This is a genomic window from Rhizobacter sp. Root1238 (assembly GCF_001425825.1).
Lineage (GTDB): Bacteria > Pseudomonadota > Gammaproteobacteria > Burkholderiales > Burkholderiaceae_C > Rhizobacter.
Map to the genome: position 1 here is coordinate 219,590 of NZ_LMDM01000048.1, position 21,390 is coordinate 240,979.

Annotated in this window: 19 protein-coding genes; 10 read left to right on the plus strand and 9 right to left on the minus strand. The window is 68.8% G+C overall.

Annotated features, from left to right (window positions below):
* Positions 1 to 103: 103 nt before the first annotated feature.
* The 6 genes from ASC98_RS26390 to ASC98_RS26410 all read left to right on the plus strand — a co-directional run bounded on the left by ASC98_RS26390 (position 104) and on the right by ASC98_RS26410 (position 8,524).
* Entirely contained in the window at positions 104 to 1,714 is a 1,611-nt protein-coding gene (locus ASC98_RS26390; RefSeq protein ID WP_056808764.1) for a ShlB/FhaC/HecB family hemolysin secretion/activation protein, read from the plus strand.
* 13 nt (positions 1,715 to 1,727) lie between these two features.
* Positions 1,728 to 5,186, plus strand: coding sequence for a YDG domain-containing protein (locus tag ASC98_RS26395; protein WP_056808763.1), 3,459 nt, complete (start codon positions 1,728 to 1,730; stop codon positions 5,184 to 5,186).
* 53 nt (positions 5,187 to 5,239) lie between these two features.
* Complete coding sequence (locus ASC98_RS26400; RefSeq protein WP_056808762.1) at positions 5,240 to 5,800, plus strand: TetR/AcrR family transcriptional regulator; 561 nt, start codon at positions 5,240 to 5,242, stop codon at positions 5,798 to 5,800.
* 84 nt (positions 5,801 to 5,884) lie between these two features.
* Positions 5,885 to 6,028 (plus strand): hypothetical protein, encoded by a 144-nt coding sequence (locus ASC98_RS31200; protein ID WP_162249356.1) that lies wholly within the window; start codon positions 5,885 to 5,887, stop codon positions 6,026 to 6,028.
* Entirely contained in the window at positions 6,025 to 7,389 is a 1,365-nt protein-coding gene (locus ASC98_RS26405) for a porin (protein WP_162249355.1), read from the plus strand. The genes ASC98_RS31200 and ASC98_RS26405 overlap by 4 nt, the downstream gene beginning before the upstream one ends.
* 130 nt (positions 7,390 to 7,519) lie before the next feature.
* Positions 7,520 to 8,524 carry an expansin EXLX1 family cellulose-binding protein gene (locus ASC98_RS26410; RefSeq protein WP_056808760.1) on the plus strand — a complete coding sequence of 335 codons (1,005 nt, stop codon included), beginning with the start codon at positions 7,520 to 7,522 and terminating at the stop codon, positions 8,522 to 8,524.
* A gap of 48 nt (positions 8,525 to 8,572) precedes the next feature.
* Here ASC98_RS26410 and ASC98_RS26415 read toward each other — a convergent pair whose 3' ends face one another.
* The 4 genes from ASC98_RS26415 to ASC98_RS26430 form a co-directional block, all read right to left on the minus strand.
* Positions 8,573 to 9,526 carry a nitronate monooxygenase family protein gene (locus tag ASC98_RS26415; protein WP_056808759.1) on the minus strand — a complete coding sequence of 318 codons (954 nt, stop codon included), beginning with the start codon at positions 9,524 to 9,526 and terminating at the stop codon, positions 8,573 to 8,575.
* Positions 9,527 to 9,560: 34 nt separating this feature from the next.
* Positions 9,561 to 11,354, minus strand: coding sequence for an acyl-CoA dehydrogenase (locus ASC98_RS26420; RefSeq protein WP_056808758.1), 1,794 nt, complete (start codon positions 11,352 to 11,354; stop codon positions 9,561 to 9,563).
* Positions 11,355 to 11,546: 192 nt separating this feature from the next.
* The gene (locus ASC98_RS26425) at positions 11,547 to 12,479 is read right to left on the minus strand and encodes an electron transfer flavoprotein subunit alpha/FixB family protein (protein WP_056808757.1); all 933 of its coding nucleotides are present in this window, start codon (positions 12,477 to 12,479) and stop codon (positions 11,547 to 11,549) included.
* Between the two features lie 2 nt (positions 12,480 to 12,481).
* Positions 12,482 to 13,231, minus strand: a complete 750-nt coding sequence (locus ASC98_RS26430; protein ID WP_056808756.1) for an electron transfer flavoprotein subunit beta/FixA family protein — start codon at positions 13,229 to 13,231, stop codon at positions 12,482 to 12,484.
* A 200-nt stretch (positions 13,232 to 13,431) separates the two neighbouring features.
* Between ASC98_RS26430 and murI the strand changes: the two genes are divergently transcribed.
* Positions 13,432 to 14,247, plus strand: coding sequence for a glutamate racemase (murI, locus tag ASC98_RS26435; RefSeq protein ID WP_056808755.1), 816 nt, complete (start codon positions 13,432 to 13,434; stop codon positions 14,245 to 14,247).
* A gap of 11 nt (positions 14,248 to 14,258) precedes the next feature.
* Here the strand turns inward: murI and ASC98_RS26440 are convergent, their stop codons facing one another.
* A complete protein-coding gene (locus tag ASC98_RS26440) occupies positions 14,259 to 15,095 on the minus strand; it encodes a helix-turn-helix domain-containing protein (RefSeq protein WP_056808754.1) in 837 nt (278 codons plus the stop codon).
* Positions 15,096 to 15,221: 126 nt separating this feature from the next.
* Between ASC98_RS26440 and ASC98_RS26445 the strand changes: the two genes are divergently transcribed.
* Entirely contained in the window at positions 15,222 to 15,809 is a 588-nt protein-coding gene (locus ASC98_RS26445) for a carboxymuconolactone decarboxylase family protein (protein WP_056808753.1), read from the plus strand.
* Here ASC98_RS26445 and ASC98_RS26450 read toward each other — a convergent pair.
* The 3 genes from ASC98_RS26450 to ASC98_RS26460 form a co-directional block, all read right to left on the minus strand.
* Complete coding sequence (locus ASC98_RS26450) at positions 15,760 to 16,149, minus strand: nuclear transport factor 2 family protein (protein WP_056808752.1); 390 nt, start codon at positions 16,147 to 16,149, stop codon at positions 15,760 to 15,762. The two genes, ASC98_RS26445 and ASC98_RS26450, sit on opposite strands and share 50 nt — an antisense overlap.
* An 18-nt stretch (positions 16,150 to 16,167) precedes the next feature.
* The gene (locus tag ASC98_RS26455) at positions 16,168 to 16,515 is read right to left on the minus strand and encodes an H-NS family nucleoid-associated regulatory protein (RefSeq protein ID WP_056808751.1); all 348 of its coding nucleotides are present in this window, start codon (positions 16,513 to 16,515) and stop codon (positions 16,168 to 16,170) included.
* A gap of 138 nt (positions 16,516 to 16,653) precedes the next feature.
* Complete coding sequence (locus tag ASC98_RS26460; RefSeq protein WP_056808750.1) at positions 16,654 to 19,170, minus strand: winged helix-turn-helix domain-containing protein; 2,517 nt, start codon at positions 19,168 to 19,170, stop codon at positions 16,654 to 16,656.
* A 159-nt stretch (positions 19,171 to 19,329) separates the two neighbouring features.
* On the opposite strand from ASC98_RS26460, the gene ASC98_RS26465 reads away from it, so the two are divergent.
* A complete protein-coding gene (locus ASC98_RS26465; protein ID WP_056808749.1) occupies positions 19,330 to 20,037 on the plus strand; it encodes a hypothetical protein in 708 nt (235 codons plus the stop codon).
* Positions 20,038 to 20,089: 52 nt separating this feature from the next.
* On the plus strand, positions 20,090 to 20,749 hold the full coding sequence (locus ASC98_RS26470) for a peroxiredoxin (RefSeq protein WP_056808748.1): 660 nt from the start codon (positions 20,090 to 20,092) through the stop codon (positions 20,747 to 20,749).
* Positions 20,750 to 20,758: 9 nt separating this feature from the next.
* Here ASC98_RS26470 and ASC98_RS26475 read toward each other — a convergent pair whose 3' ends face one another.
* Positions 20,759 to 21,256: an Rrf2 family transcriptional regulator gene (locus ASC98_RS26475; RefSeq protein ID WP_056808747.1), complete on the minus strand. Its 498-nt coding sequence runs from the start codon at positions 21,254 to 21,256 to the stop codon at positions 20,759 to 20,761.
* Positions 21,257 to 21,390: the final 134 nt, after the last annotated feature.

A 21,390-nucleotide genomic window follows, 5' to 3' on the forward strand; every position in this document is an offset into this window, starting at 1 on the left:
TCGGCGTCCAGATTGTCAGCCTCCCAAGCCATCGGCAGGCCGCAACGTGACGACAAGAGATGTTCGACGCTCCGCTTTCCAGCATGCCGGCGCGGCATGCTTCATGGGGTTCGCAGCGTCGTGGGCCCTCGCGGCGCCCGATGCCGGGCAGCTGTCCAACGAGATCCACCCGCCCGCCACCCAGCGGACCCAGCCGACCGCGCTGCCCGAGCCGCCGGAAGACCGGCCGGCCCTGACACTCGACGCGGGCCCGCGGGTGCTCGTCAGGCGCATCGTCGTGACCGGCAGCCAGGCGGTGCCCACGGTCGAGCTCGATGCCTTGCTCGCCGATGCCGTCGGCAAGACGATGTCGCTGCCCGAACTGCAGGAGCTTGCCGCCCGCGTGACGCGCCGCCATCGCGAAGCCGGCCTGCTGCTGGCCCGCGCCTACCTGCCGGCGCAGCGCATCGACGAGGGCCGGATCGAGATTGCCGTGCTCGAAGGCCGGCTGGGCCGGCGCCAGGTGGCGAACGACACGCCACTCGCCGAAGCACGGCTCGGCCTGCTGCTGGGCATCGGATCCGAAGGCGACTCGCTGCGCGGCGCACCGCTGGAGCGGGCCTTGCTGCTGTTGGGCGACCTGCCGGGCATCGACGTTCAATCGACCTTGCGGCCCGGTGCCTCCGTCGGCACCACCGACCTGGATGTCCGCCTCACGCGGGGCGCGCGCGCCGGTGCAGACCTCGGCGCCGACAACTTCGGCAACCCGTCGACCGGCAGAGCGCGCTACGGCGCGGGCGCGCAATTGAACAACCCCCTGTGGCTGGGCGATACCTTGTCGCTGCGCGCGCTGACGTCGGACGGCGGGCTCGGCTACGGCCGCATCGCGTACCAGCTGCCGGTCGGTGCCGCCGGCACGCAGCTGGGGGCCGCCTGGTCGGACATGCGCTACCGGCTCGGCGGAGACTTCCTGGCATTGCAAGCCAGCGGCACGGCCCGCATCGCCAGCGCCTACCTGCTGCACCCGTTGCAGCGCAGCCGGGACACCAACCTGAACCTGCAATTGCTGCACGACCGCAAGCAGCTGCATGACAGCGTCGGCAGCATGGCCACGTCGGCCGACAAGCGGGTCGCAGCCACCACGCTGGGCCTGTCGGGCGACCGCGGCGACGCGGGCACCGGATCGATCACGCAATGGAGCGTCAGCTGGACCGAAGGCCGTGTCGCGCTCGATGCCGCCAGCGCCGAGATCGATGCGGCGGGCTATCGCACCCAAGGCCGGTACCACAAGCTCTCCGGCCAGTGGAGTCATCAACGCCCGCTCAATCCGGACCTGCTGCTGGCGTTGCGCGCCAGCGGGCAGGCCGCCACCGAGAACCTCGACAGTTCCGAACAGATGGGCCTCGGCGGCTACGGCGGCGTGCGAGCGTACGGGCCCGGCGAGGCTTCGTCCGACGAGGCGGCGCTGCTGACGATCGAACTGCGCCACCCGCTGTCGGCCACCTGGCAGCTCGGCGGCTTCTTCGATGCCGCCTTCGGCCGCGCGCATCACCAGGCGCTGCCGAACGATGCACGCAACGTGCGGCACCCGTCCGGCGTCGGCGCGCTGCTGAGCCATCGGACCACGGCGGGCCTGAACCTGAACGCCTGCATCGCGGTGCGAGCCGGCGACACCAACCAGTCCGACAGCGAGCGCGGCCCGCGTTGGTGGTTGCAAGCCACCCAAGCCTTCTGAAACCGGAGTTGCCATGAACAAGCTCTACAAATTCACGGTCGCCGCGGTGTCGGCCTTCGGCGCGATGCCGGCCACGGCTGCACCGAGCGGCGGGCAGGTGGTCAGCGGCAGCGGCAGCATCACCGGCGGTGGCACGGCCACCACCGTGTCGCAGGCGAGCGACCGGCTGGTGATCGACTGGCGCAGCTTCAGCATCGCCGGCGGCGAAAGCGTCAGCTTCGTGCAGCCGTCTTCGTCGTCCATCGCGTTGAACCGCGTGACCGGCGGCGAAGCGTCGGCCATCTTCGGAAGCCTGCGTGCCAACGGCCAGGTGTTCCTGGTCAACCCGAACGGCGTGCTGTTCGGTGCCGGGTCGCAGGTCAACGTCGGCGGGCTGGTGGCGTCCACGCTCGACCTGGCCAACCACGATTTCATCGCGGGGCGCTACCGCTTCAGCGGCACGGCCGGCAGCGTCGTCAACCGCGGCAGCATCACCACCGCCGACGGCGGCTATGCCGCGCTGCTCGGAGGCCAGGTCAGCAACCAGGGCAGCATCCGCGCCACACTGGGCCAGGTCGCCCTGGGCGCGGGTTCGGACATCACGTTGGACCTGGCCGGCGACAGGTTGCTGGGGATCACCGTGAACGCCGGCGCGATCCGGGCGCTGGCCGAGAACCGCGAACTGATCCAGGCCGACGGCGGCCAGGTGCTGTTGACCGCACGCGCCGCGGATGCGCTGGTGCAGGCGGTGGTCAACAACACCGGCGTGATCGAGGCTCGCACGCTGGACGACAGCACGGGCTCGATCCGCCTGCTGGCCGATGCCGGAAACGGCACCGCGCAGGTTGCCGGCACGCTGGACGCATCGGCGCCCGACGGTGGCGACGGCGGTTCCATCGAGACCAGCGGCCGGCAGGTGCAGGTGGCCGATGCCGTGGCCATCACCACGCGGGCTGCGCAGGGGCGCACCGGCACCTGGCGGGTCGACCCGACCGATTTCACCGTGAGCGCCGGCAGCGCGGCGCAGTCAAGCAGCGGCATCGGCGCCGACACGCTCGGCGCCGCGCTCGCGAACTCCAGCGTGACGCTTGTCACCGACAACAGCAGCGGCTCGGGCCAGGGCGACATCCTGGTCAATGCGCCCGTCAGCTGGAGCGCCGACACGACGCTGACGCTCAATGCGTACCACGACATCCAGGTGAACGCGGCGATCACCGCAACGGGCAACGCCGCCGGGCTGGTGCTGAACCACGGCAACTACGCAACCACGGGTGCCGTCGCCACCGGCACCGACTACAACGTGCGCGCGCCGATCACGCTCGGCGGCAACGCTGCGACGCTGAGCATCAATGGCAACGGCTACACGCTGCTGCGCAGCCTCGCCGCGCTGGAGGCCATCGACACCACCGGCCTCGGTGGCCGCTACGCGCTGGCGGTCGACCTGGATGCGAGTGCGGTCCCGTACACCGCCGCACCGGTCGCCGATGTGTATGCGTTCACCGGCACCTTCACCGGCCTGGGACATGACGTCAGCGGCCTGACGATCAATCGTTCCGGTCGGTTCGCGAATGTGGGCCTGTTCGGCCACACATTCTCAGGCGCGACGTTGCGCGACATCTGGCTGTCACGGCTGACCATCACCAGTTCGGGGACCGACGTTGTCCTTGGCGGACTGGCCGGCAACATGTACGACAGCAAGATCATCAACGCGCACGTGAGCGGGAGCATGTCCGGATCGGTTTCTGCCGCAGGTGGCCTGGCAGGCCTGGCCGACAACACGGCGATTTCCCGATCATCGACCAGCGTCTCCGTGTCCGTGAATGGCAAGGACGCCGGAGGCCTGGTCGGAGCGGGTACCGGATTGCAGATCGCCAGCAGTTTCGCCACCGCCAATGTCTCGATCGGCAACGGCAACGCCGGTGGGCTGGTGGGCACCCTGTCCGGAAGCGTCGTCGACAGCTATGCCACCGGAAACATCACAGGCTCTTCCAGTTCGAACGTCGGTGGCTTGGTGGGTGCGTCCGACGGCGGGGCCATCCAGGGATCCTTTGCCGCCGGCAGCGTCAGCGGTGCGAGCACGAGCAAGGTGGGCGCTCTCGTCGGCTTTCAGATAGGCGGCAACATCAAGAAAAGCTTCTGGAAGGCAAGCCAGGGACCTGCAGCGGCCACGGGTTCCGGCAGCTCACGGGACAGCGTGACCCGAGCGCTGACCGACGGAGAATTCGCCACGCTGTCCACCTTCACCAACGCCGGCTGGAGCATCAGCGCCACCGGCGGCGGCACCACGTGGCGCTTCTACGAAGGCAGCGGGCCGCTTCTGCGCACCGGCCTGGTCCCGCTGACCGTCACGATCCAGCCGAGCGTCAAGACCTACGATGGCTCCGTGGCCACCGGCACGGCCTATGCGTCGTCAAATGCCGCGGCCACGCTGCAGGGCAGCCTCAGCTTTGCGAGCACCAGCGCCAACGCCGGCAGCTACAGCACGACGGATGGCAGCTTGCAGATCTCGTCGACGCTGTACTCCTCCGGGGGCGGCTACGACATCAGCTATGCCGATGCCGGCATCCGCATCGATCCGGCCCCCGTGACGGTCGCCACCACGGCGGCAAGCAAGACCTACGATGGCACTGCCGCCGTCGTGCTCAACGGCGCGCTCAGCGGTGTCATCACCGGCGCCCAGGTGAGTCTGCTGCAAGGCGGCAGCTTCACCGACAAGAGCGTCGGCACCGGCAAGACCGTCAACTACACCAGCACGCTCGCCGGCACCGACGCGGCCAACTACGTGCTGGTCTCCAGCACCGGCAGCACCACGGCCGACATCACGCCGGCCACGCTGAACGCCACCGCCACCGCAGCCGGCAAGGTCTACGACGCCACCACCGCGGTCTCGTTGAGCGGTAGCCTCTCCGGCGTGATCGGCGGCGAGAGCGTCAGCCTCTTGCAGCACGGCAGCTTCGCCGACAAGAACGTCGGCACCGGCAAGACGGTGAGCTACACCAGCACGCTGTCGGGCACCGACGCAGCGAACTACCAGCTCGCTTCCAGCACCGGCACCACCACCGCCGACATCACGCCAGCCCAACTGACCATCACGGCGGCCGACGCGCTGAAGATCCAATACGCCACGCTGTGGCCGACCCGCTACTCCGTCAGCGGCCTGCTCGAAGGCGATGGTCTCAGCGGCCTCACGCTGAGCAGCGCCGGCAGCCCGGCGAGAGCCGCGGCGGGTACCTATGCGATCACACCCGGTGCGGCCCTGGGGTCGGGCCTGGGCAACTACGACATCGCCTATCGCGACGGGCGCTTGTCGGTGGTGCCCGCACCGATGGACTCACCCGCCTTCCAGGCGGCGCTGCAGGCCGTCCACTCGACGGACCTTGGCGACAGCCCCCGCAAGAGAACGTTCCAGGACCTCCGCCTGCGTGTCCTCGACAACGGCCTGCGCCTTCCGCCGGGGGTGCAGGCAGAGGGCGATCTCGCCCCCTGGCAGTGAAGCCGTGGAAACCCTGATGCCGCGCCGCAATACCTACCATACAGTAGGTAGCCATGAAGACAGGAACGACCCGCGAAAAGCTGTTGAACGAAGGGCTGAGAATCGTCCAGAGCAAGTCGTACGCGGGTCTCGCATTCGATGAACTGGCTGAGCGCGTGGGTATCCGCAAAGCCAGCATTTATCACCACTTCGCGGACAAGGAAACATTCGGAGTCGAGATCCTCAATGCGACTTGCGAAGAAATCGGAAATTTCTTCGATTCGCAAGCCGAGCCCACGGCACGGGGCCGGCTCGTGGCCTACGTCGAATCCATGGGGGCGGTGATAGGGGCCGGCGAGCGGCTGTGCCCGGGGCTGGCGATGACAGCGAACTGGGGGGCGCTGCCAACCCGCGTGAGGTCCGGTCTCGAACGCCTGGCTGAGGTTCATTTGCAAGGTATTCGACGTATTTTCGAGAGAGGCATCGCCGATGGGTCCCTGCTTTCCAGCGCCGATTCGGAACTGCGGGCGCAGATGCTGGTATCGGCAGTGCAAGGCGCGTTGATGCTTGCACGAACGAAAAGCGATGCGAAGGTTTACAAGAACGTCATGGATCACCTGATCGCCAGCCTGTGATTTTCCACGGGCTTTTTTTTGCCCAACGAGACTACCAAACGGTTGGTAGCTTCATCAAACCATCCACCAACAACGAGTATGAGCATGAAGACCTTGATTTACCTGCTCGCAGCCATGCTGTCCGGGCTGACCGGTTGCGCCAACCTGTCCCAGAGCACGCCGGTATGCGATCCACCGAATATCCGCGCGGAGCTGGGCAATTCGGCATTGAATTGCAAGCCAACATGAGAAATCAGGTGCTTCTCCGTTGCGCAGGACTGGCAGCCGCGTTGGCTGGCGGTACCAGCGATGCCACCGCGCAATCATCGCAACTCGTCATCTACGGCAACATCGACACGGCCGTCGACGCCTCGTACAAGGGCGCCGGCAGCGCCGGGTCTGCAGGGGGCCCGTCTGCTGCGCTGATATTCCCGCCCGGGAGTGCCGGCAGAAAGATCCGCGTGACGCAAAGCCTGTCGCGCACCAATACCTTGGGCTTCAAGGGGCGCGAGGACCTGGGCGGCGGTTACGCCGCCGGCTTCGTTCTCGAATCTCAGCCAGGCAGCGATGACGGCAGCTTGTCGCAGGACGGTCGGTTCTTCGGGAAACAGGCCCACGTCGACCTGACGACACCGATGGGCGAGCTTCGCCTCGGCCGGCAATATGCCCCGATCTTCTTCACCTTCGCCACCAATACGCCGGACGGCATGGGGGGCACCGACTTGTTCACGGCAGGCCTCGTCACCAACACCTTGCAGATTCGCCAGGACAATCAAATCAGTTACTGGGCTCGGACGGGAGGTTTCGCCTTTGCCGCATCGGCGAGCCCGAACGCAGGCGTGTCGCGAATGGTCAGTCCTGCCAGAGGAAGCACCGCATCGGCGGCGACGGGATCGATGCTGGGTGCAGCCGATGCAGGTGCGGAAACCTCGGGGTCGGAGCCGGGCGCAGGGCGGGGGCGTTCCGGCGGCTTGTTCCTGAGTTATTCGGATCCGACCTACAGCGTCAGCACGGGCTTTCATTACAACAAGTTCGGCGTGCCGGTCCTGTCCCAGGGCGGGTCGATCTTCGAGCTCGACAAGTTCTGGGGCCTGGCATTCTCCGGTAAATACCTGGTGTCGCCGGGAGGACTTTCTTTCCACGCGGTGTATCACACGGCGCGTTATCAGGACGGCGATACCCTGAATCTGCCCGGCCAGGCTCCGATCCGGATGCCAGGCGCCGGACAGCTGAAACCGAGAATCGACACCCTGGTGCTGGGCGCCCGCCTGCCCACCGGCAACCTGGTGTGGATTGGAGAATTCGGCGAGAGCCGGTTCACGAACTTCACGCGCGGCAAGAACATCGGCGCTTTGCTCGGCGCCGACTATGAGTTCTCCAAACGCACGGTCCTGTATTCACGGCTGGCGGTCGCGGAGGATCGCCAGAGGGACCTTCTTCCGATTCCTGGCGTGACGGCCGCCGGGCTGCGGCCGATCAACGTGGCGGGGGGCCCCGATGCCGTCCTGACCGCGCTGGGGTTGCGCGAGACGCCGGCCTTCAACGGCATCGGCATTTCCCCTGGAGGCAGGACCAGCCTTCTGGCCCTCGGCATTCGCCACAGCTTCTGACCGGGTGCGCGGTGCGGTGCCGGAGCCGCACCGGTGCAACAGGTGCAGCCAACTGTTTCGCTTCTGGCGTTGTCGGCGACCTTGCATGACAGTTCCTTCGCGCCACCAAGGCGCGCACAAGGGGGACACCATGCAATCGCCAGACACGACGGAACGCCGCCACCTCAAGACGCTGCTGATCGGCAGCCTGCTGGCCGCAGCGCCTCTGATGGCCGCGGCCCAGGGCAACTACCAGCAGCAGCACACCGGCCAAGGCACCTTCTACGGATACGGCGGCGGCGGCAACTGCTCCTTCCCCCAACCCACCGGCATCCTCACCGCGGCCATGAACACGGCCGACTACAACACCGCCCAGGCCTGCGGTGCGTGCATCGAGGTGACGAACCTGAACACGCAACAGTCGACCGTCGTGCGGGTGGACGACCGCTGCCCCGAGTGCGCACCCGGTGACGTGGACCTGTCGCAGGAGGCCTTCGCGAAGATCTCGCCGCTGGGGGCCGGGCGCATTCCGATCAGCTGGAAGTACGTCTCGTGCACGCCGCCGGCGGCGAAGCTGTACTTCAAGGAAGGCTCCAGCCAGTGGTGGGCCGGCGTGCAGGTGCGCGACCACCGCGGCCCGGTCGCGTCGCTCGGCTACCGGGCCAGCGGCAGCGGCGGCACGTTCACGTCGCTCGGCCGCGAGATGTACAACTACTTCATCGCCCCCAGCGGCATGGGTGCGGGGCCGTACGACATCCAGGTCACCGACGTGTTCGGCCAGCAGATCACGGCGACGGGCGTGGCGCTGGCGGTCACGACGGAGATCGATCTCGGCCTGCAGTTCCCGCAGGTCCTGCCATCCCCCGGCAGTCCATCAGGCGGAGGCGGGAACACCGGTGGCGCCGTGCCTGCCACGACAGCCATCGGCGTGGACAACGACTGGGGCCAGGGCTATTGCAGCACCGTCACCGTGACCAACCCGAACCCGACGCCGTTGACCTGGACCGTGTCGTTCCCCGTCGCCGGCACGACCTACACATCGTGGAATGCCGCCGTGTCGCAAAGCGGCGGCACCGTCACGGCGAGCGGCGTGTCGTGGAACCAGGTGCTGCAGGCGGGGGCGAGCACGTCGTTCGGGTTCTGCGCCAATCGCTGAGAGCGTGCCGGCGGCCCGCGGCGGCGCGCTCGAATTCACCGCGGCCGCTCAGGCGGCCAGCAAGCGCCCCTTCGCCGCCGCATATTCAGCGCCCAGCCGCTCGACCAGCACCCGCGTCGGCAGCACCTTGTCGATCGCGCCGATGCCCTGCCCGCAACCCCAGATGTCCTTCCAGGCCTTGCGCGCATCGCCGCCGAAATTCATCTTGCTCGGGTCGCTCTCCGGCAGGTTGTCGGGGTCGAGCCCGGCCTTCACGATCGAGCCCTTCAGGTAGTTGCCGTGCACGCCGGTGAAGAGGTTGCTGTAGACGATGTCGTCGCTGTTGCTGCCGACGATCATCTGCTTGTAGTCGTCGCTCGCGCGCGCCTCGTCGGTCGCGATGAAGGCCGAGCCGATGTAGGCCAGGTCGGCACCCATCGCCTGCGCCGCGAGGATCGCGTCGCCGCTCGCGATCGAGCCGCTCAGCGCGAGCGGGCCGTCGAACCACTGGCGGATCTCCTGCACCAGCGCGAACGGGCTCTTCACGCCGGCATGGCCGCCGGCACCGGCCGCCACCGCCACCAGGCCGTCGGCGCCCTTCTCGATCGCCTTCTTCGCGAAGAAGTTGTTGATGACGTCGTGCAGCACGATGCCGCCCCAGGCATGCACCGCGTCATTCACGTCGGTGCGCGCACCGAGCGAGGTGATGACGATCGGCACCTTGTACTTCGCGCACAGCGCCATGTCGTGCTCGAGCCGGTCGTTGCTCTTGTGCACGATCTGGTTGATCGCGAACGGCGCGGCCGGGCGTTCCGGGTGCGCGCGGTCGTGCGCGGCCAACGTCTCGGTGATCTCGGCCAGCCAGTCGTCGAGCAGTTCGGCCGGGCGCGCATTGAGCGCCGGCATCGCGCCGACGATGCCGGCCTTGCACTGCTCGATCACGAGCTTCGGGTTGCTGATGATGAACAGCGGCGAGCCGATCACCGGCAGCGGCAGGTTCTGCAGAACGGGCGGAAGCGACAAGGCAGGTCTCCGGTGGTCTTGTGGTCGTGATCGATCAGAACGCGTCCATCGGCAGCGCCATCACGCTGTCGGCACCCTCGAGGATCGCGTCGCGCTGGCCGGGCACGCGGCTCAGGAGGTGCTCGGCGTAGAAGCGCGCGGTGGACAGCTTGGCGTTCAGGAAGCCCGCATCGCCCTCGCCCGCCTTCAGCTGCGTCTCGGCCACCAGCAGCGCGCGCGCGAGTTGCCAGCCGGCCATCAGGTTGCCGGCCAGCATCAGGTACGGCACCGAGCCGGCGAACACCGCGTTCGGGTGCGCCTTGGTCGAGCCGGCGACGAACTCGACCACCTGCACGAAGGCCCCGCGGGCCGCGGCCAGGTGCTTGCGCACCGCGCGGGCGGCCGCGCTGTCGCGGGTGGCGAGCTCGGCCTCGGTCTTCTCGATCTGCGCGGCAATCGCCTTCGCGGTCTGGCCGCCGTCGCGCGCCGTCTTGCGGCCGACCAGGTCGTTCGCCTGGATCGCGGTCGTGCCTTCGTAGATGGTCAGGATCTTCGCGTCGCGGTAGTACTGCGCCGCACCGGTCTCCTCGATGAAGCCCATGCCGCCGTGCACCTGCACACCCAGGCTGGTCACCTCCAGGCTCATCTCGGTGCTGTAGCCCTTCACCAGCGGCACCATGAACTCGTAGAAGGCCTGGTTCTGCTTGCGCACCCCGGCATCCGGGTGCGCATGCGCCGCGTCGTAAGCCGCCGCGGCCGTCAGCGCCATCGCACGGCAGCCTTCGGTCAGCGCACGCATCGTCATCAGCATGCGGCGCACGTCGGGGTGGTGGATGATGCTGGCGCTGCCGGCCACCGAGCCGTCGACCGGGCGCGACTGCACGCGGTCCTTCGCATAGGCCACCGCCTTCTGGTAGGCCCGCTCGGCCACCGCGATGCCCTGCATGCCCACCGCATAGCGCGCGGCGTTCATCATGATGAACATGTACTCCAGGCCGCGGTTCTCCTGGCCGATGAGTTGCCCGACGGCGCCGCCGTGGTCGCCGAACTGCAGCACCGCGGTCGGGCTGGCCTTGATGCCCAGCTTGTGCTCGATGCTGACGCAATGCGCATCGTTGCGCGCACCGAGCGAGCCGTCGGCGTTGACCATGAACTTCGGCACCAGGAACAGGCTGATGCCCTTCACGCCCTCCGGCGCACCGACCACGCGGGCCAGCACCAGGTGGACGATGTTGCCCGCCATGTCGTGCTCGCCGTAGGTGATGAAGATCTTGGTGCCGAAGATCTTGTACGTGCCGTCGGGCTGCGGCTCGGCGCGCGTGCGCACCAGCGCCAGGTCGGAGCCCGCCTGCGGCTCGGTCAGGTTCATCGTGCCGGTCCATTCGCCGGAGATCATCTTCGGCAGGAACAGCGCCTGCTGCTCCGGCGTGCCGGCCGTCAGCAGCGCCTCGATCGCGCCATCGGTCAGCAGCGGGCACAGCGCGAAGCTCATGTTGGCGCTGTTGATCATCTCGATGCAGGCCGCGCCGATGGTCTTCGGCAGGTTCTGCCCGCCGAAATCCGACGGGTGCTGCAGCCCCTGCCAGCCGCCCTCGGCGAACTGGCGGAAGGCCTGCTTGAAGCCCGGCGTCGTCGTGACCTGACCGTCCTTCCACGACGACGGGTTCTTGTCGCCCTCGAAGTTCAGCGGCGCGAGCACCTCCTGGTTGAAGCGCGCGCATTCCTCGAGCACCGCCTGCGCCGTCTCCAGCCCGGCGTCTTCGAAGCCGGGCAGTTGCGCAACGGCTTCCAGGCCGGCCAGTTCCTTCATGCAGAACAGCATGTCCTTCACAGGCGCGATGTAGCTCATGACAACCCCTCGTCCGATGAATACATCAGCCGATCCCCCGAGGGGATGCCGGCCGGCTTGGGAGCGGCCCGGCGCTCGGCCGGCCGCGCGTTCAACGGCATTGACATGCGTGTCTCCTGGTTGTTGTGGGCATGAAAAAGCCCGTTGCTGCGCGTGTCGAGCGAACGGGCTTGCGGTGCGGCGCCGGCCGGCTTACAGGGCCTTGACCAGCTCCGGCACGGCGGTGAACAGGTCGGCTTCGAGGCCGTAGTCGGCCACGCTGAAGATCGGCGCCTCGGGGTCCTTGTTGATCGCGACGATCACCTTCGAATCCTTCATGCCGGCCAGGTGCTGGATCGCGCCGGAGATGCCGGCGGCGATGTACAGCTGCGGCGCGACGATCTTGCCGGTCTGGCCGACCTGCCAGTCGTTCGGCGCGTAGCCGGCATCCACCGCGGCGCGGCTCGCACCGAGCGCGGCGCCGAGCTTGTCGGCCAGCGGCGTCAGCACCTCGTTGAACTTGTCGCTGGAGCCGAGCGCGCGGCCGCCCGAGACGATGATCTTCGCGGCGGTCAGCTCGGGGCGGTCGTTCTTCGCGATCTCGGAACCGACGAAGCTGCTCTTGCCGTTGTCGGCCGCGGCGGTCGTGCTCTCGACCGCGGCCGAACCGCCGCTGGCGGCGGCCGGGTCGAAGCCGGTCGTGCGCACCGTCAGCACCTTGACCTTGTCGCTGCTCTGCACGGTGGCGATCGCGTTGCCGGCGTAGATCGGGCGCTCGAAGGTGTCGGGGCTGTCGACCTTGGTGATGTCGCTGACCTGCGCGACATCGAGCTTCGCCGCCACGCGCGGCGCGATGTTCTTGCCGCTCGCGGTGGCGGGGAACAGGATGTGGCTGTAGGCGGAGGCCACGGCCAGCACCTGCGCCGCGACGTTCTCGGCCAGGCCGTGCGCGAACTGCGGGCCGTCGGCATGCAGCACCTTGGCGACGCCGGCGATCTGCGCGGCGGCCTGCGCGGCCCCCGCGGCATTGCTGCCGGCGACGAGCACGTGCACCTCGCCGCCGCACTGGGCCGCGGCGGTCACGGTGTTGAGGGTGGCGCCCTTGATCGAGGCGTTGTCGTGTTCAGCAACTACGAGTGCGGTCATGATCAGATCACCTTGGCTTCGGTCTTGAGCTTGGAGACGAGGGTGGCCACGTCGGCCACCTTGATGCCGGCGCTGCGCTTCGGCGGCTCGCTCACCTTCAGCGTCTTCAGGCGCGACGTCACGTCGACACCCAGGTCGGCCGGCTTCAGCACCTCGAGCGTCTTCTTCTTCGCCTTCATGATGTTGGGCAGCGTCACGTAGCGCGGCTCATTGAGGCGCAGGTCGGTGGTGACTATGGCCGGCAGCGTGACCTTCAGCGTCTCGAGGCCGCCATCGACCTCGCGCGTGACGGTCGCGGCGCCATCGGCGATCTCGACCTTGCTCGCGAACGTGGCCTGCGGCAGGTCGGCCAGCGCGGCCAGCATCTGCCCGGTCTGGTTGCAGTCGTCGTCGATCGCCTGCTTGCCGAGGATCACCAGCCCCGGCTGCTCCTTGTCGACCAGCGCCTTCAGCAGCTTGGCCACCGCCAGCGGCTGCAGCTCTTCGGTGGTCTCGACGAGGATCGCGCGATCGGCGCCGATCGCCATCGCGGTGCGCAGCGTCTCCTGGCACTGCGTGACGCCGAGCGAGACGGCGATGACCTCGGTCACCGCGCCCTTCTCCTTCAAGCGGACCGCTTCTTCGACGGCGATCTCGTCGAACGGGTTCATGCTCATCTTGACATTGGCGATGTCCACGCCGCTGCCATCGCTCTTCACCCGCACCTTGACGTTGTAGTCCACAACGCGCTTGACCGCGACCAATACCTTCATTCGCACGCTCCTGATGACTCTGAAAGGGTTGATCGATTCTAGTGGCGGGGCCTTGGAGCCCCCGCGTGCCGCACCGGGGGAGACCCTGCTGCGGCATCGAAATAGAACGATCGTGCTTTTTTGATTCTCGCACAGGTCGGGGCAGTTTCGGCGTCGCCTGCGAGACGTTCGCGTCGAATGCGTTGCTAGACTGCGCCGCCATGCCCGAGCCCCAGCCTGCCGAGTCCCCTGCCGTCGCCTGCATCGGCGTGTTCGATTCGGGGCTCGGCGGCCTGTCGGTGCTGCAGGCGCTGCGCCGGCAATTGCCGCGGGCGCCGCTGCGCTACCTGGCCGATTCGGCGAATGCGCCGTACGGCGACCGCAGCGAGGCCTTCATCGTCGAACGCTCGCAGCGCATCGCGCAGCACCTGGTGGCGCATGGCGCGACGCTGCTGGTGGTCGCGTGCAACACCGCGACCGCCGCGGCGGTCGCCCGCCTGCGCGAGCGCTGGTCGGCGCTGCCGATCGTCGGTGTCGAGCCGGGGTTGAAGCCTGCGGTGGCCGCGACCCGCAACGGTCGCATCGGCGTGCTGGCCACCACGAGCACCTTGCGCAGCGAGAAATTCCGCCAGCTGCTCGCACGGCAAGGCGACGCGGTGCAGATCGTCGTCCAGCCCTGCCCGGGCCTGGTCGACCTGATCGAACGCGGCGCACTCGACACGCCCGAGTTGCGGGCGATGGTCGAGCGCTGCTGCACGCCGCTGCGCGACGCGGAGGTCGACACCGTCGTGCTCGGCTGCACGCACTACCCGTTCGTGCAGCACCTGATCGCCGCGGCGATGGGGCCGCAGGTCCGGGTCATCGACACCGGCGACGCGGTGGCGCGGCGCGCGGCCCAGCTGTGGCAGTCCACCGGGGCAGCATCGGCGGCCGCTGACGTGGTGGCACTCGAGACGACCGGCGATCCGGCCGCGCTGCAGTGGGTGGCCGAGCGCTGGCTGTCGTTCCGCTGCGCGGTCGGCGCAGCCGAGGTCTGATCGGCGGCGAATCACGCGACGAACTGCGCGTAGGCCTGCTCCGACGCATCGTCCACCGCAAACATCGTCTCCAGCCGCAGCTCCTGCGACGCGGCCGCCTGCGGTGTACCGACCGTGGTCACCAGCGAGAACAGGCTGATCGCGGCACCGTCGCGCGCGAAGGTGATCGGCACCATCGGCAGCGCGGAGGCGGCCGCGTCCACCAGCAGGGCTTTCGTGTGCTGCCACGCCGGATCGATGCCGGGATAGGCCAGCAGTCGGGACAACAGCGCCTGCGTCTGCAGGTCGACGACGCGCTCCGTCGATTCGCGGTGCACGCGCTGGATCAGGCTGCGGCCCACGTCGTCCCAGTTCGCGATGAATGGGCGCATGCCGTCCGGATCGAACATCAGGTGCAGCAGGTTGCGCGGCGAGGCGCGGCGCGACAGGTCGACGAAGCGACCGAAGAACCGCGGCGCCGCATCGTTGGTCATCAGCACGTTCCAGTGGCGGTCCATCACCACGGCCGGAAACGGTTCCTGCTGCCGCAGCATGCGCCGCAGCGCCCTCTCGATGCCCTGCATCTCGGCCGCATCCCACGGCGATTCCGAATACAACGGCGCGAAGCCGGCGGCGAGCAGCAAGGCGTTGCGCTCGCGCAGCGGCACGTCGAGCGTCTGCGCGATCTGCAGCAGCGTCTGGCGACCGGGCGCGCTGCGGCCGCTCTCGATGAAGCTGATGTGGCGTTGCGAGATGCCGGCTTCCAGCGCGAGATCGAGCTGGCTGCGGCCCCGCACGGCGCGCCAATGGCGCAGCAGGGGGCCGAGGTCGGCTCGTTCGCTTCGAGCGGAGGAACTGGGCGGGCTCATGGCGCAGAGGGTATCGCGGCGGTTGTCCGCCTCAACGACCTCGCAGGTAATTGCCGCGTGCAGAGGCCCTGCCTAACCTGCCGCTTCATGCGAACACATCCGTTCGTCAACTGAAAGGCAGCCTCCATGTCGAACTTCACCCTCCATTCCCCGCAATCCGCCCCCGAGGCGTCGAAGGCGCCGCTGCGCGCGCTCGACGAGGTGTTCGGCTTCGTGCCGAACCTGGCGCGGGCGATGGCCGAGTCGCCGGTCCTGATCAAGGGCTTCGTCGGCCTGTTCCAGAACGTGCATGCCGGCAGCTTCAGCGAGGCAGAAATCCAGGTGCTGCTGCTGACGAATGCGCTGACCAACCGCAGCCGCTGGGCCATCGGGTTCCACACGCACCTGGCGCTCTCGCAAGGCGTGTCCCAGGCCGATGTCGACGCGCTCCGGGCGCATCGGGCACCGGCCGACAGCCGGCACGCGGCGCTGTCGGCGGTCGCCAGATCGTTGATCGAGAACCGGGGACAGCTCGACGCAGCCGCCCGGGCCGGTTTCGACGCGGCGGGCTACCGGCCCGACCAGCTGCTGGAACTCATCGGCGTCGTCGCCGCGTCGACGCTGACGAACTACGCAGGCAACGTCGTGCACCCGCCGCTGGAAGACTTCCTGCAGGCCACCGAAGCTACTGCTGCGCCTGCAGCATCGCGCCCATCTTCTGGTGAATCAGATTGATCGCCTTCAGCGGCCGGATCAGCACCTTGAACTCGACGATCCGGCCTTCGTCGTCCCACTTCAGCATGTCGACGCCGTTGACGGCGATGCCGTCGATGTCCACCTGGAACTCCAGCACGGCATCCCGTGGGCCGACGATCTCTCGCACGTACTTGAACGTCTCGTTGAAGAAGACGTGGAAGGCCGCGCCGAGGTACTGCGCCGTGACGGCCTTGCCGACCTGCGGCGTGTGCACCACCGGCGAGTGGAAGACCACCTGGTCCGAGAGCAGTGCTCCCAGGCCCTTCGCGTTGCGCGTCGCGACGAGCTCGTGCCAGACGGCCAGCGTGTCGATGCTCATGGGTGTCCTCTCGATGGGTCAGGGAATCTGCATGTCCTCGCGGGCACGGCCGTTCGCGATCTGGTCGCGGAACCACTGGGGCGGCTTGCCCAGCCCGACCCAGGTCTGCGTCGGGTCGGCCGGGTTCGCGTACTTCGCCTTGCGCTCATCGCCGGGGGCCGACGGCGCCTTGGCGGCCTTCGCGGGCAGGTAGGGCTTCAGCGCCTCGATCCCTTCGGCGATGCTGAAGCCGCCCATCTGCAGCTTCTTGGCATAGCCGTCAGCCAGGACTTTCAGCTCCTCGGTGCGTTTCGACGCCAGCGCGGCCTCGGTTTCTTCCAGCAGAGCGCGGAGCTCGGCGTACGACATACCCTTCAGTTCGGTCATCTCGATGGTCCTGACGTGGATCGGAAAATGGGATGACCGGTAGTCTATGTGCCGATGGGCTGTTTTTTGGAGGCCGGACCCGTCCGCGGGCCGCGAAGCCATGATCTTCTCGCCAAGCCCCCGGCGACGGCCGCCGTGTCAGCCGCCCTCCGCGAGCGCCGCCGCGGCGTCAGCGCCGAGCCCCCGTCCCTCTGCGGCCAGGGCGGCCGCCACCTCGGCGCCCAGACGCTCGCGCACCGCGACCTCCGCCTGCGCGAGCCGGGCCCGCTCGTCGCGGTCGGGCGACGCACCGCGCAAGGTCCACAAGCGGCTCACATGCCCCACCAGTCGACCGGCGACCTCGAACCGCTGCTGCTCCAGCAACAGCAGCAACACGCCCTGCCAGGCCACCGTGGTGCCGAAGCGCCGGGCCGCCGCCAGCGACCGCGGCACCAGCGCCCGGGCCTCGGCCGCCTGGCCGAGCAGCACCCGCGCTTCGATCAGCACGTTCAGGGCCCAGGGCAGGCTGCCGTTGGTGTCGCCACCGTCGGCGTCGATGCGCTGCAGCAGCGCCTGTCCCCGCGTTGCCGCCTCGGCATGCCGGCCCAACGCGACCAGCGCCGCGCAGACGTTGCTCTCCGCCGCCTGCGCCATGTCGCCCCAGCCCAGTTCGCGCGACATCGCAAGCTCCTGCTCGCGGCAGGCCAGCAAGGCCTGCATGTCGCCCCGCAGGCGCGCCGCTTCGGCCAGCGCGCCGTTCGTGCGCAGCCGGGTGCGCGGCGAATCCGCGACCGTCGCCGCGGCCTGCTGCAACGCGGCGCACGCCTCGTCGAGCTCGGCGCCCGGCTCGGTGATCGCGCGCACCCAGTTCGCGAGCGCCGCCTGCAGCCGGTCGGGTTCGTCGAGCTGCTGCCACAGCGACACCGCATGCCTCGCGGCGACGCGGCCGGCCGGGTCGCGGCGCACGTTCAGGACGTAGGTCAGCATCGACCACCAGAACGCCCGCACCGGCAGCGGCAAGGCCTCGCCGGCCGCCTGCTGCATCACCGGCTGCATCGACAGCATCCACTCCGTCACCTCCTGGCGCCAGATCGTGAAGCCGACCTCGTGGGCCGCCCACGCGCTCAGCTGCACCGCCATCGCCAGCTCGTTGTCGCGCGCCCACAGGAAGGCTTCACGGGCGTTGTCCATCTCGGCGAGGCACTGCGCGTCCTGCTCGCCGCGGGTGAACAGCGCCAGCACCGCCGACGCATGGCGCCGGCGCAGCGACTGGCCCTCGCCGGGCCCCCCTTCCGCGGACGACGACGCCAGCTTCTCGATCGCATGCGCGCGCATCGTCTCGAGCAACCGGTAGCGCGGCGGGTCTTCGCCGCTGACGGTGACCAGCGAGCGCTCGACCAGCGTCGCCAGCCCGTCGACCACGTCCCAGCGCATCACATGCTCGTCGGCGGTGAGCGTGACCGCCAGGTCGAGCGTGAAGCCGCCGGCAAACACGCCCAGCGCGCGAAACAACTTCTGCTCCGGCGCCCCCAGCAGGCCGTAGCTCCAGTCCAGCGCATCGCGCAGCGTGCGGTGGCGCGCCGGCGAATCGCGGCGGCCGCGCGACAGCAGCGCGAAGCGCTCGGCCAGCGCGTCGTGCACCGCCTGCAAGCCCATCAGCGGCACGCGCGCGGCCGCCATCTCCAGCGCCAGCGGAAGGCCGTCGAGCTGGCGGCACAAGGCCTCCAGCAGCGGCCAGTTCGCCGACGCGATCGGGAAGCGGCGGTCGGCCGCGCCGATGCGCTCGATCAGCATCGCCAGCGCACCGTCGGGCGACGCGGCCGAGCCGGCCGTCGCGCCCACCTGCAGCGGCTCCAGCCGCAGCACCTGTTCGCCTCCCACCGCCAGCGGCAGCTGGCTGGTGACCAGCAGGCGCAGCTGCGCCACGGCGCGCAGCTCGGCCGCACACCCGGCACAGTGCTCGATCAGGTGCTCGGCGTTGTCGAGCACCAGCAGCCAGCGCTCGCCCTGCGGCACGAAACCCGGCAACTGCGCGGCGAGGTCGCCGTCGCCCGCCTGGCCGTCCAATGCACGCGCGATGGCGCCGGCCACCTGGCTCCCATGCGTCAGCGGCGCCAGGTCGACCCAGGCGCTGCGGCCCGGCCAGCGGGCCCGCGCCACGCGCGCCAGGCTGCTCTTGCCGACGCCGGGCATGCCGGCCAGCGTAATGCAGCCGCCATCGGTTTGCAGCAGCGCCTCCAGCCGGGCGAGGTCGGCATCGCGGCCGAACAGGTGTGGCGAGGCGGCACCTGCCGCCGCCGGCGACTCGGCTGCCTGCACCGCAGCGGGAGCAGCCTGTGGCCCTGCCTGCACGGCGACACTGAAACGATAGCCGCGCCCCGGCACCGTCGCGATGACGTCTTCGCCGAGCAGTCGGCGCAGCGTGTTGACCTGCACCCGCAGGTTGTTCTCTTCGACGACCAGCCCGGGCCAGACGAGGTCGAGCAGTTCGCCCTTGGTCAGCAGCTGGCCGGGGCGCGTGGCCAGCGCCATCAGCAGGTCGAGCGCGCGGCCGCCCAGTGTGGCCGGCTGGCCGTCCACCAGAAGCCGGTATTCGGCGGGCCGCAACTCGAAGCGGCCGGCAGGCCCGAAGCGCAGCGGCTGCGCCAGCGCGGCGGTGCGTTCGGTTCGTGCCAACTCGGTCCCTTCCCTGTGTGGTTGCGGCCGAAGCTTAAGCCAGCGCCGCGCCGACCCGCGGCTGCCTGTTTAACAACTTTGAAGATGCGCTGAAGGACTTCCGGCGCGACGATCCCCAGAATCCATTCCATCGAAACCACGCACCCCGAGGAGCCCGACATGACCGAACCCGACGTCTCCGTGCCGGCCGTGATGCGCAACTACCACGAGGTGCTGCGCAACGACCTGGCCAAGGTGCTGGCGCCGCTCGCCGGATCAGGCGACCTGGCCGGCTTCGCGACCGCGTGGCAGGCCTACACCGCGGCGATCGCGGTGCATGCCGCGATGGAAGACGGCGTGCCGGGCGCCGGCGGCGGCAGCGCGGCGATGCTGGACTTCCATTTCAACGGCGCCGCCGGGGCGGCAGCGTTCAAGGACGAGCATGTGCGGGAGCATGCGGCGCAGCATGCCGTGACCCAGGCCCTGCACGACGGCGCCGCCGCGGTGCTTGACGCCTTCATGGCCTACCGCGCGTTCGCCGAGTTCCACCTGCTGCACGAGGAGGACATCATGATGCCGCTGGTGGCCCGCCTGCCGGCGCCGAAGGCGCCGCTGTTCGCGAGCTGGTGCCTGTCGGCCGGCATCGCCCACGGCGGCTTCGAACACTTCGTGGCCCATGGCGTGCAGTCGCTGGCCACCTTCGGCAGCGCGAAGAACACCCCGGTGGGCGCCACGCGGGTGTTCCTGCATTCGCTGAAAACCCTCTGCACCCCCGCCCAATGGGCGCAGTACCTGCCGGTGGCGCGGCGTGCTGCGCCGCCGCAGGTCTGGGCGGGCGTGCTGACCGACGTGCCCAGCCTCGAGGCGGGCACGCCCCTGCCCGCATGACCTGCATGAGCTTGCTTTCCCACCCTGCCCCACTTTTCAAACGGAGATCACCATGAGCTTGCGCATCAACGACATCGCCCCCGACTTCACCGCCCAGACCACCCGCGGCACGATCCGCTTCCACGAGTGGATCGGCGACAGCTGGGCCATCCTGTTCTCGCACCCGAAGGACTTCACGCCGGTCTGCACCACCGAGCTCGGCTACATGGCGCGCATCGAACCCGAGTTCACGAAGCGCAACGCCAAGCTGATGGGGCTGAGCGTCGACTCGGTCGACAACCACGCGAAGTGGGCCGCCGACATCGAGGAGACCCAGGGCCACCTGCCCCGCTACCCGATGATCGGCGACCACGACCTCGCGGTGGCCAAGCTCTACAACATGCTGCCGGCCGACGAAGAAGGAACCTTCGAGGGCCGCACCGCGGCCACCAACGCGACGGTGCGCTCGGTCTTCATCGTCGGCCCGGACAAGCGCATCAAGCTGATGCTGACCTACCCGATGACGACCGGCCGCAACTTCGACGAGATCCTGCGCGTGCTCGATTCGATGCAGCTGACCGCGAAGCACAAGGTCGCGACGCCGGTGAACTGGCAGCCGGGCGACGACGTGATCATCGTGCCATCGGTCAGCGACGAAGACGCGAAGGCGATGTTCCCGGGCGGCTGGAAGGCGGCGAAGCCCTACCTGCGCGTCACGAAGCAACCGGGCTGACGCGCCGGATCAACCCGCCGCCGTCCGGCGCGGCGCGCGCGCGACCTTGATCGGCTGCGCGCGCGGCGCCAGGCCCAGCAGGCCGGCCGCGACGGTGGGCGCGGAGATCGCGTCCTTCAGCGTCATCGCATCGAGCTCGGCCATGAACGCACCGACCGCCCGCGCGAGGCCGCGCTTCAGGTTGCAGGCCGCGAAGATCTGGCAGCCGTGCGCCACCGAGGTGTCGTGGCAGGCGACGACCGAGAAATCCTTTTCGGCCATGCGCACGATGTCGCCGACCGAGATCTCGTCCGGCGGCCGGGCCAGCGTCGCGCCGCCGGCGCGGCCGCGCGTCGTCACGATGAAGCCGTTCAGCCCCAGCTCGTGGACGATCTTGGTCAGGTGGTTGCGCGAGATGTCGTAGGCCCCGGCGATCTCGTCGATGGTCGAGACGCGACCCGTCGGCCACGCCACTGCGAGGTACATCATCACGCGCAGCGTGTAGTCGGTGTAGACGGTCAGGCGCACAGCACGTTCCAGCAAAAAAGGCACGTGAAGTTTACTTTAGGGTGGGACAAAGTGGCATACCCGCCTGGCTTGCCAGCAGCGGATCGCCGGCTTTAAGATGCTTTTCAAATGCATTAATAAGCCCTGCCGTGGCG

What these genes read in the sequence shown, in the direction of transcription:
- ASC98_RS26390 (WP_056808764.1), top strand. Translation starts at nt 104, where the DNA reads ATGGGGTTCGCAGCGTCGTGGGCCCTCGCGGCGCCCGATGCCGGGCAG.
- ASC98_RS26395 (WP_056808763.1), top strand. Translation starts at nt 1,728, where the DNA reads ATGAACAAGCTCTACAAATTCACGGTCGCCGCGGTGTCGGCCTTCGGC.
- ASC98_RS26400 (WP_056808762.1), top strand. Translation starts at nt 5,240, where the DNA reads ATGAAGACAGGAACGACCCGCGAAAAGCTGTTGAACGAAGGGCTGAGA.
- ASC98_RS31200 (WP_162249356.1), top strand. Translation starts at nt 5,885, where the DNA reads ATGAAGACCTTGATTTACCTGCTCGCAGCCATGCTGTCCGGGCTGACC.
- ASC98_RS26405 (WP_162249355.1), top strand. Translation starts at nt 6,025, where the DNA reads ATGAGAAATCAGGTGCTTCTCCGTTGCGCAGGACTGGCAGCCGCGTTG.
- ASC98_RS26410 (WP_056808760.1), top strand. Translation starts at nt 7,520, where the DNA reads ATGCAATCGCCAGACACGACGGAACGCCGCCACCTCAAGACGCTGCTG.
- ASC98_RS26420 (WP_056808758.1), bottom strand. Translation starts at nt 11,354, where the DNA reads ATGAGCTACATCGCGCCTGTGAAGGACATGCTGTTCTGCATGAAGGAA.
- ASC98_RS26425 (WP_056808757.1), bottom strand. Translation starts at nt 12,479, where the DNA reads ATGACCGCACTCGTAGTTGCTGAACACGACAACGCCTCGATCAAGGGC.
- ASC98_RS26430 (WP_056808756.1), bottom strand. Translation starts at nt 13,231, where the DNA reads ATGAAGGTATTGGTCGCGGTCAAGCGCGTTGTGGACTACAACGTCAAG.
- murI (WP_056808755.1), top strand. Translation starts at nt 13,432, where the DNA reads ATGCCCGAGCCCCAGCCTGCCGAGTCCCCTGCCGTCGCCTGCATCGGC.
- ASC98_RS26440 (WP_056808754.1), bottom strand. Translation starts at nt 15,095, where the DNA reads ATGAGCCCGCCCAGTTCCTCCGCTCGAAGCGAACGAGCCGACCTCGGC.
- ASC98_RS26445 (WP_056808753.1), top strand. Translation starts at nt 15,222, where the DNA reads ATGTCGAACTTCACCCTCCATTCCCCGCAATCCGCCCCCGAGGCGTCG.
- ASC98_RS26450 (WP_056808752.1), bottom strand. Translation starts at nt 16,149, where the DNA reads ATGAGCATCGACACGCTGGCCGTCTGGCACGAGCTCGTCGCGACGCGC.
- ASC98_RS26455 (WP_056808751.1), bottom strand. Translation starts at nt 16,515, where the DNA reads ATGACCGAACTGAAGGGTATGTCGTACGCCGAGCTCCGCGCTCTGCTG.
- ASC98_RS26465 (WP_056808749.1), top strand. Translation starts at nt 19,330, where the DNA reads ATGACCGAACCCGACGTCTCCGTGCCGGCCGTGATGCGCAACTACCAC.
- ASC98_RS26470 (WP_056808748.1), top strand. Translation starts at nt 20,090, where the DNA reads ATGAGCTTGCGCATCAACGACATCGCCCCCGACTTCACCGCCCAGACC.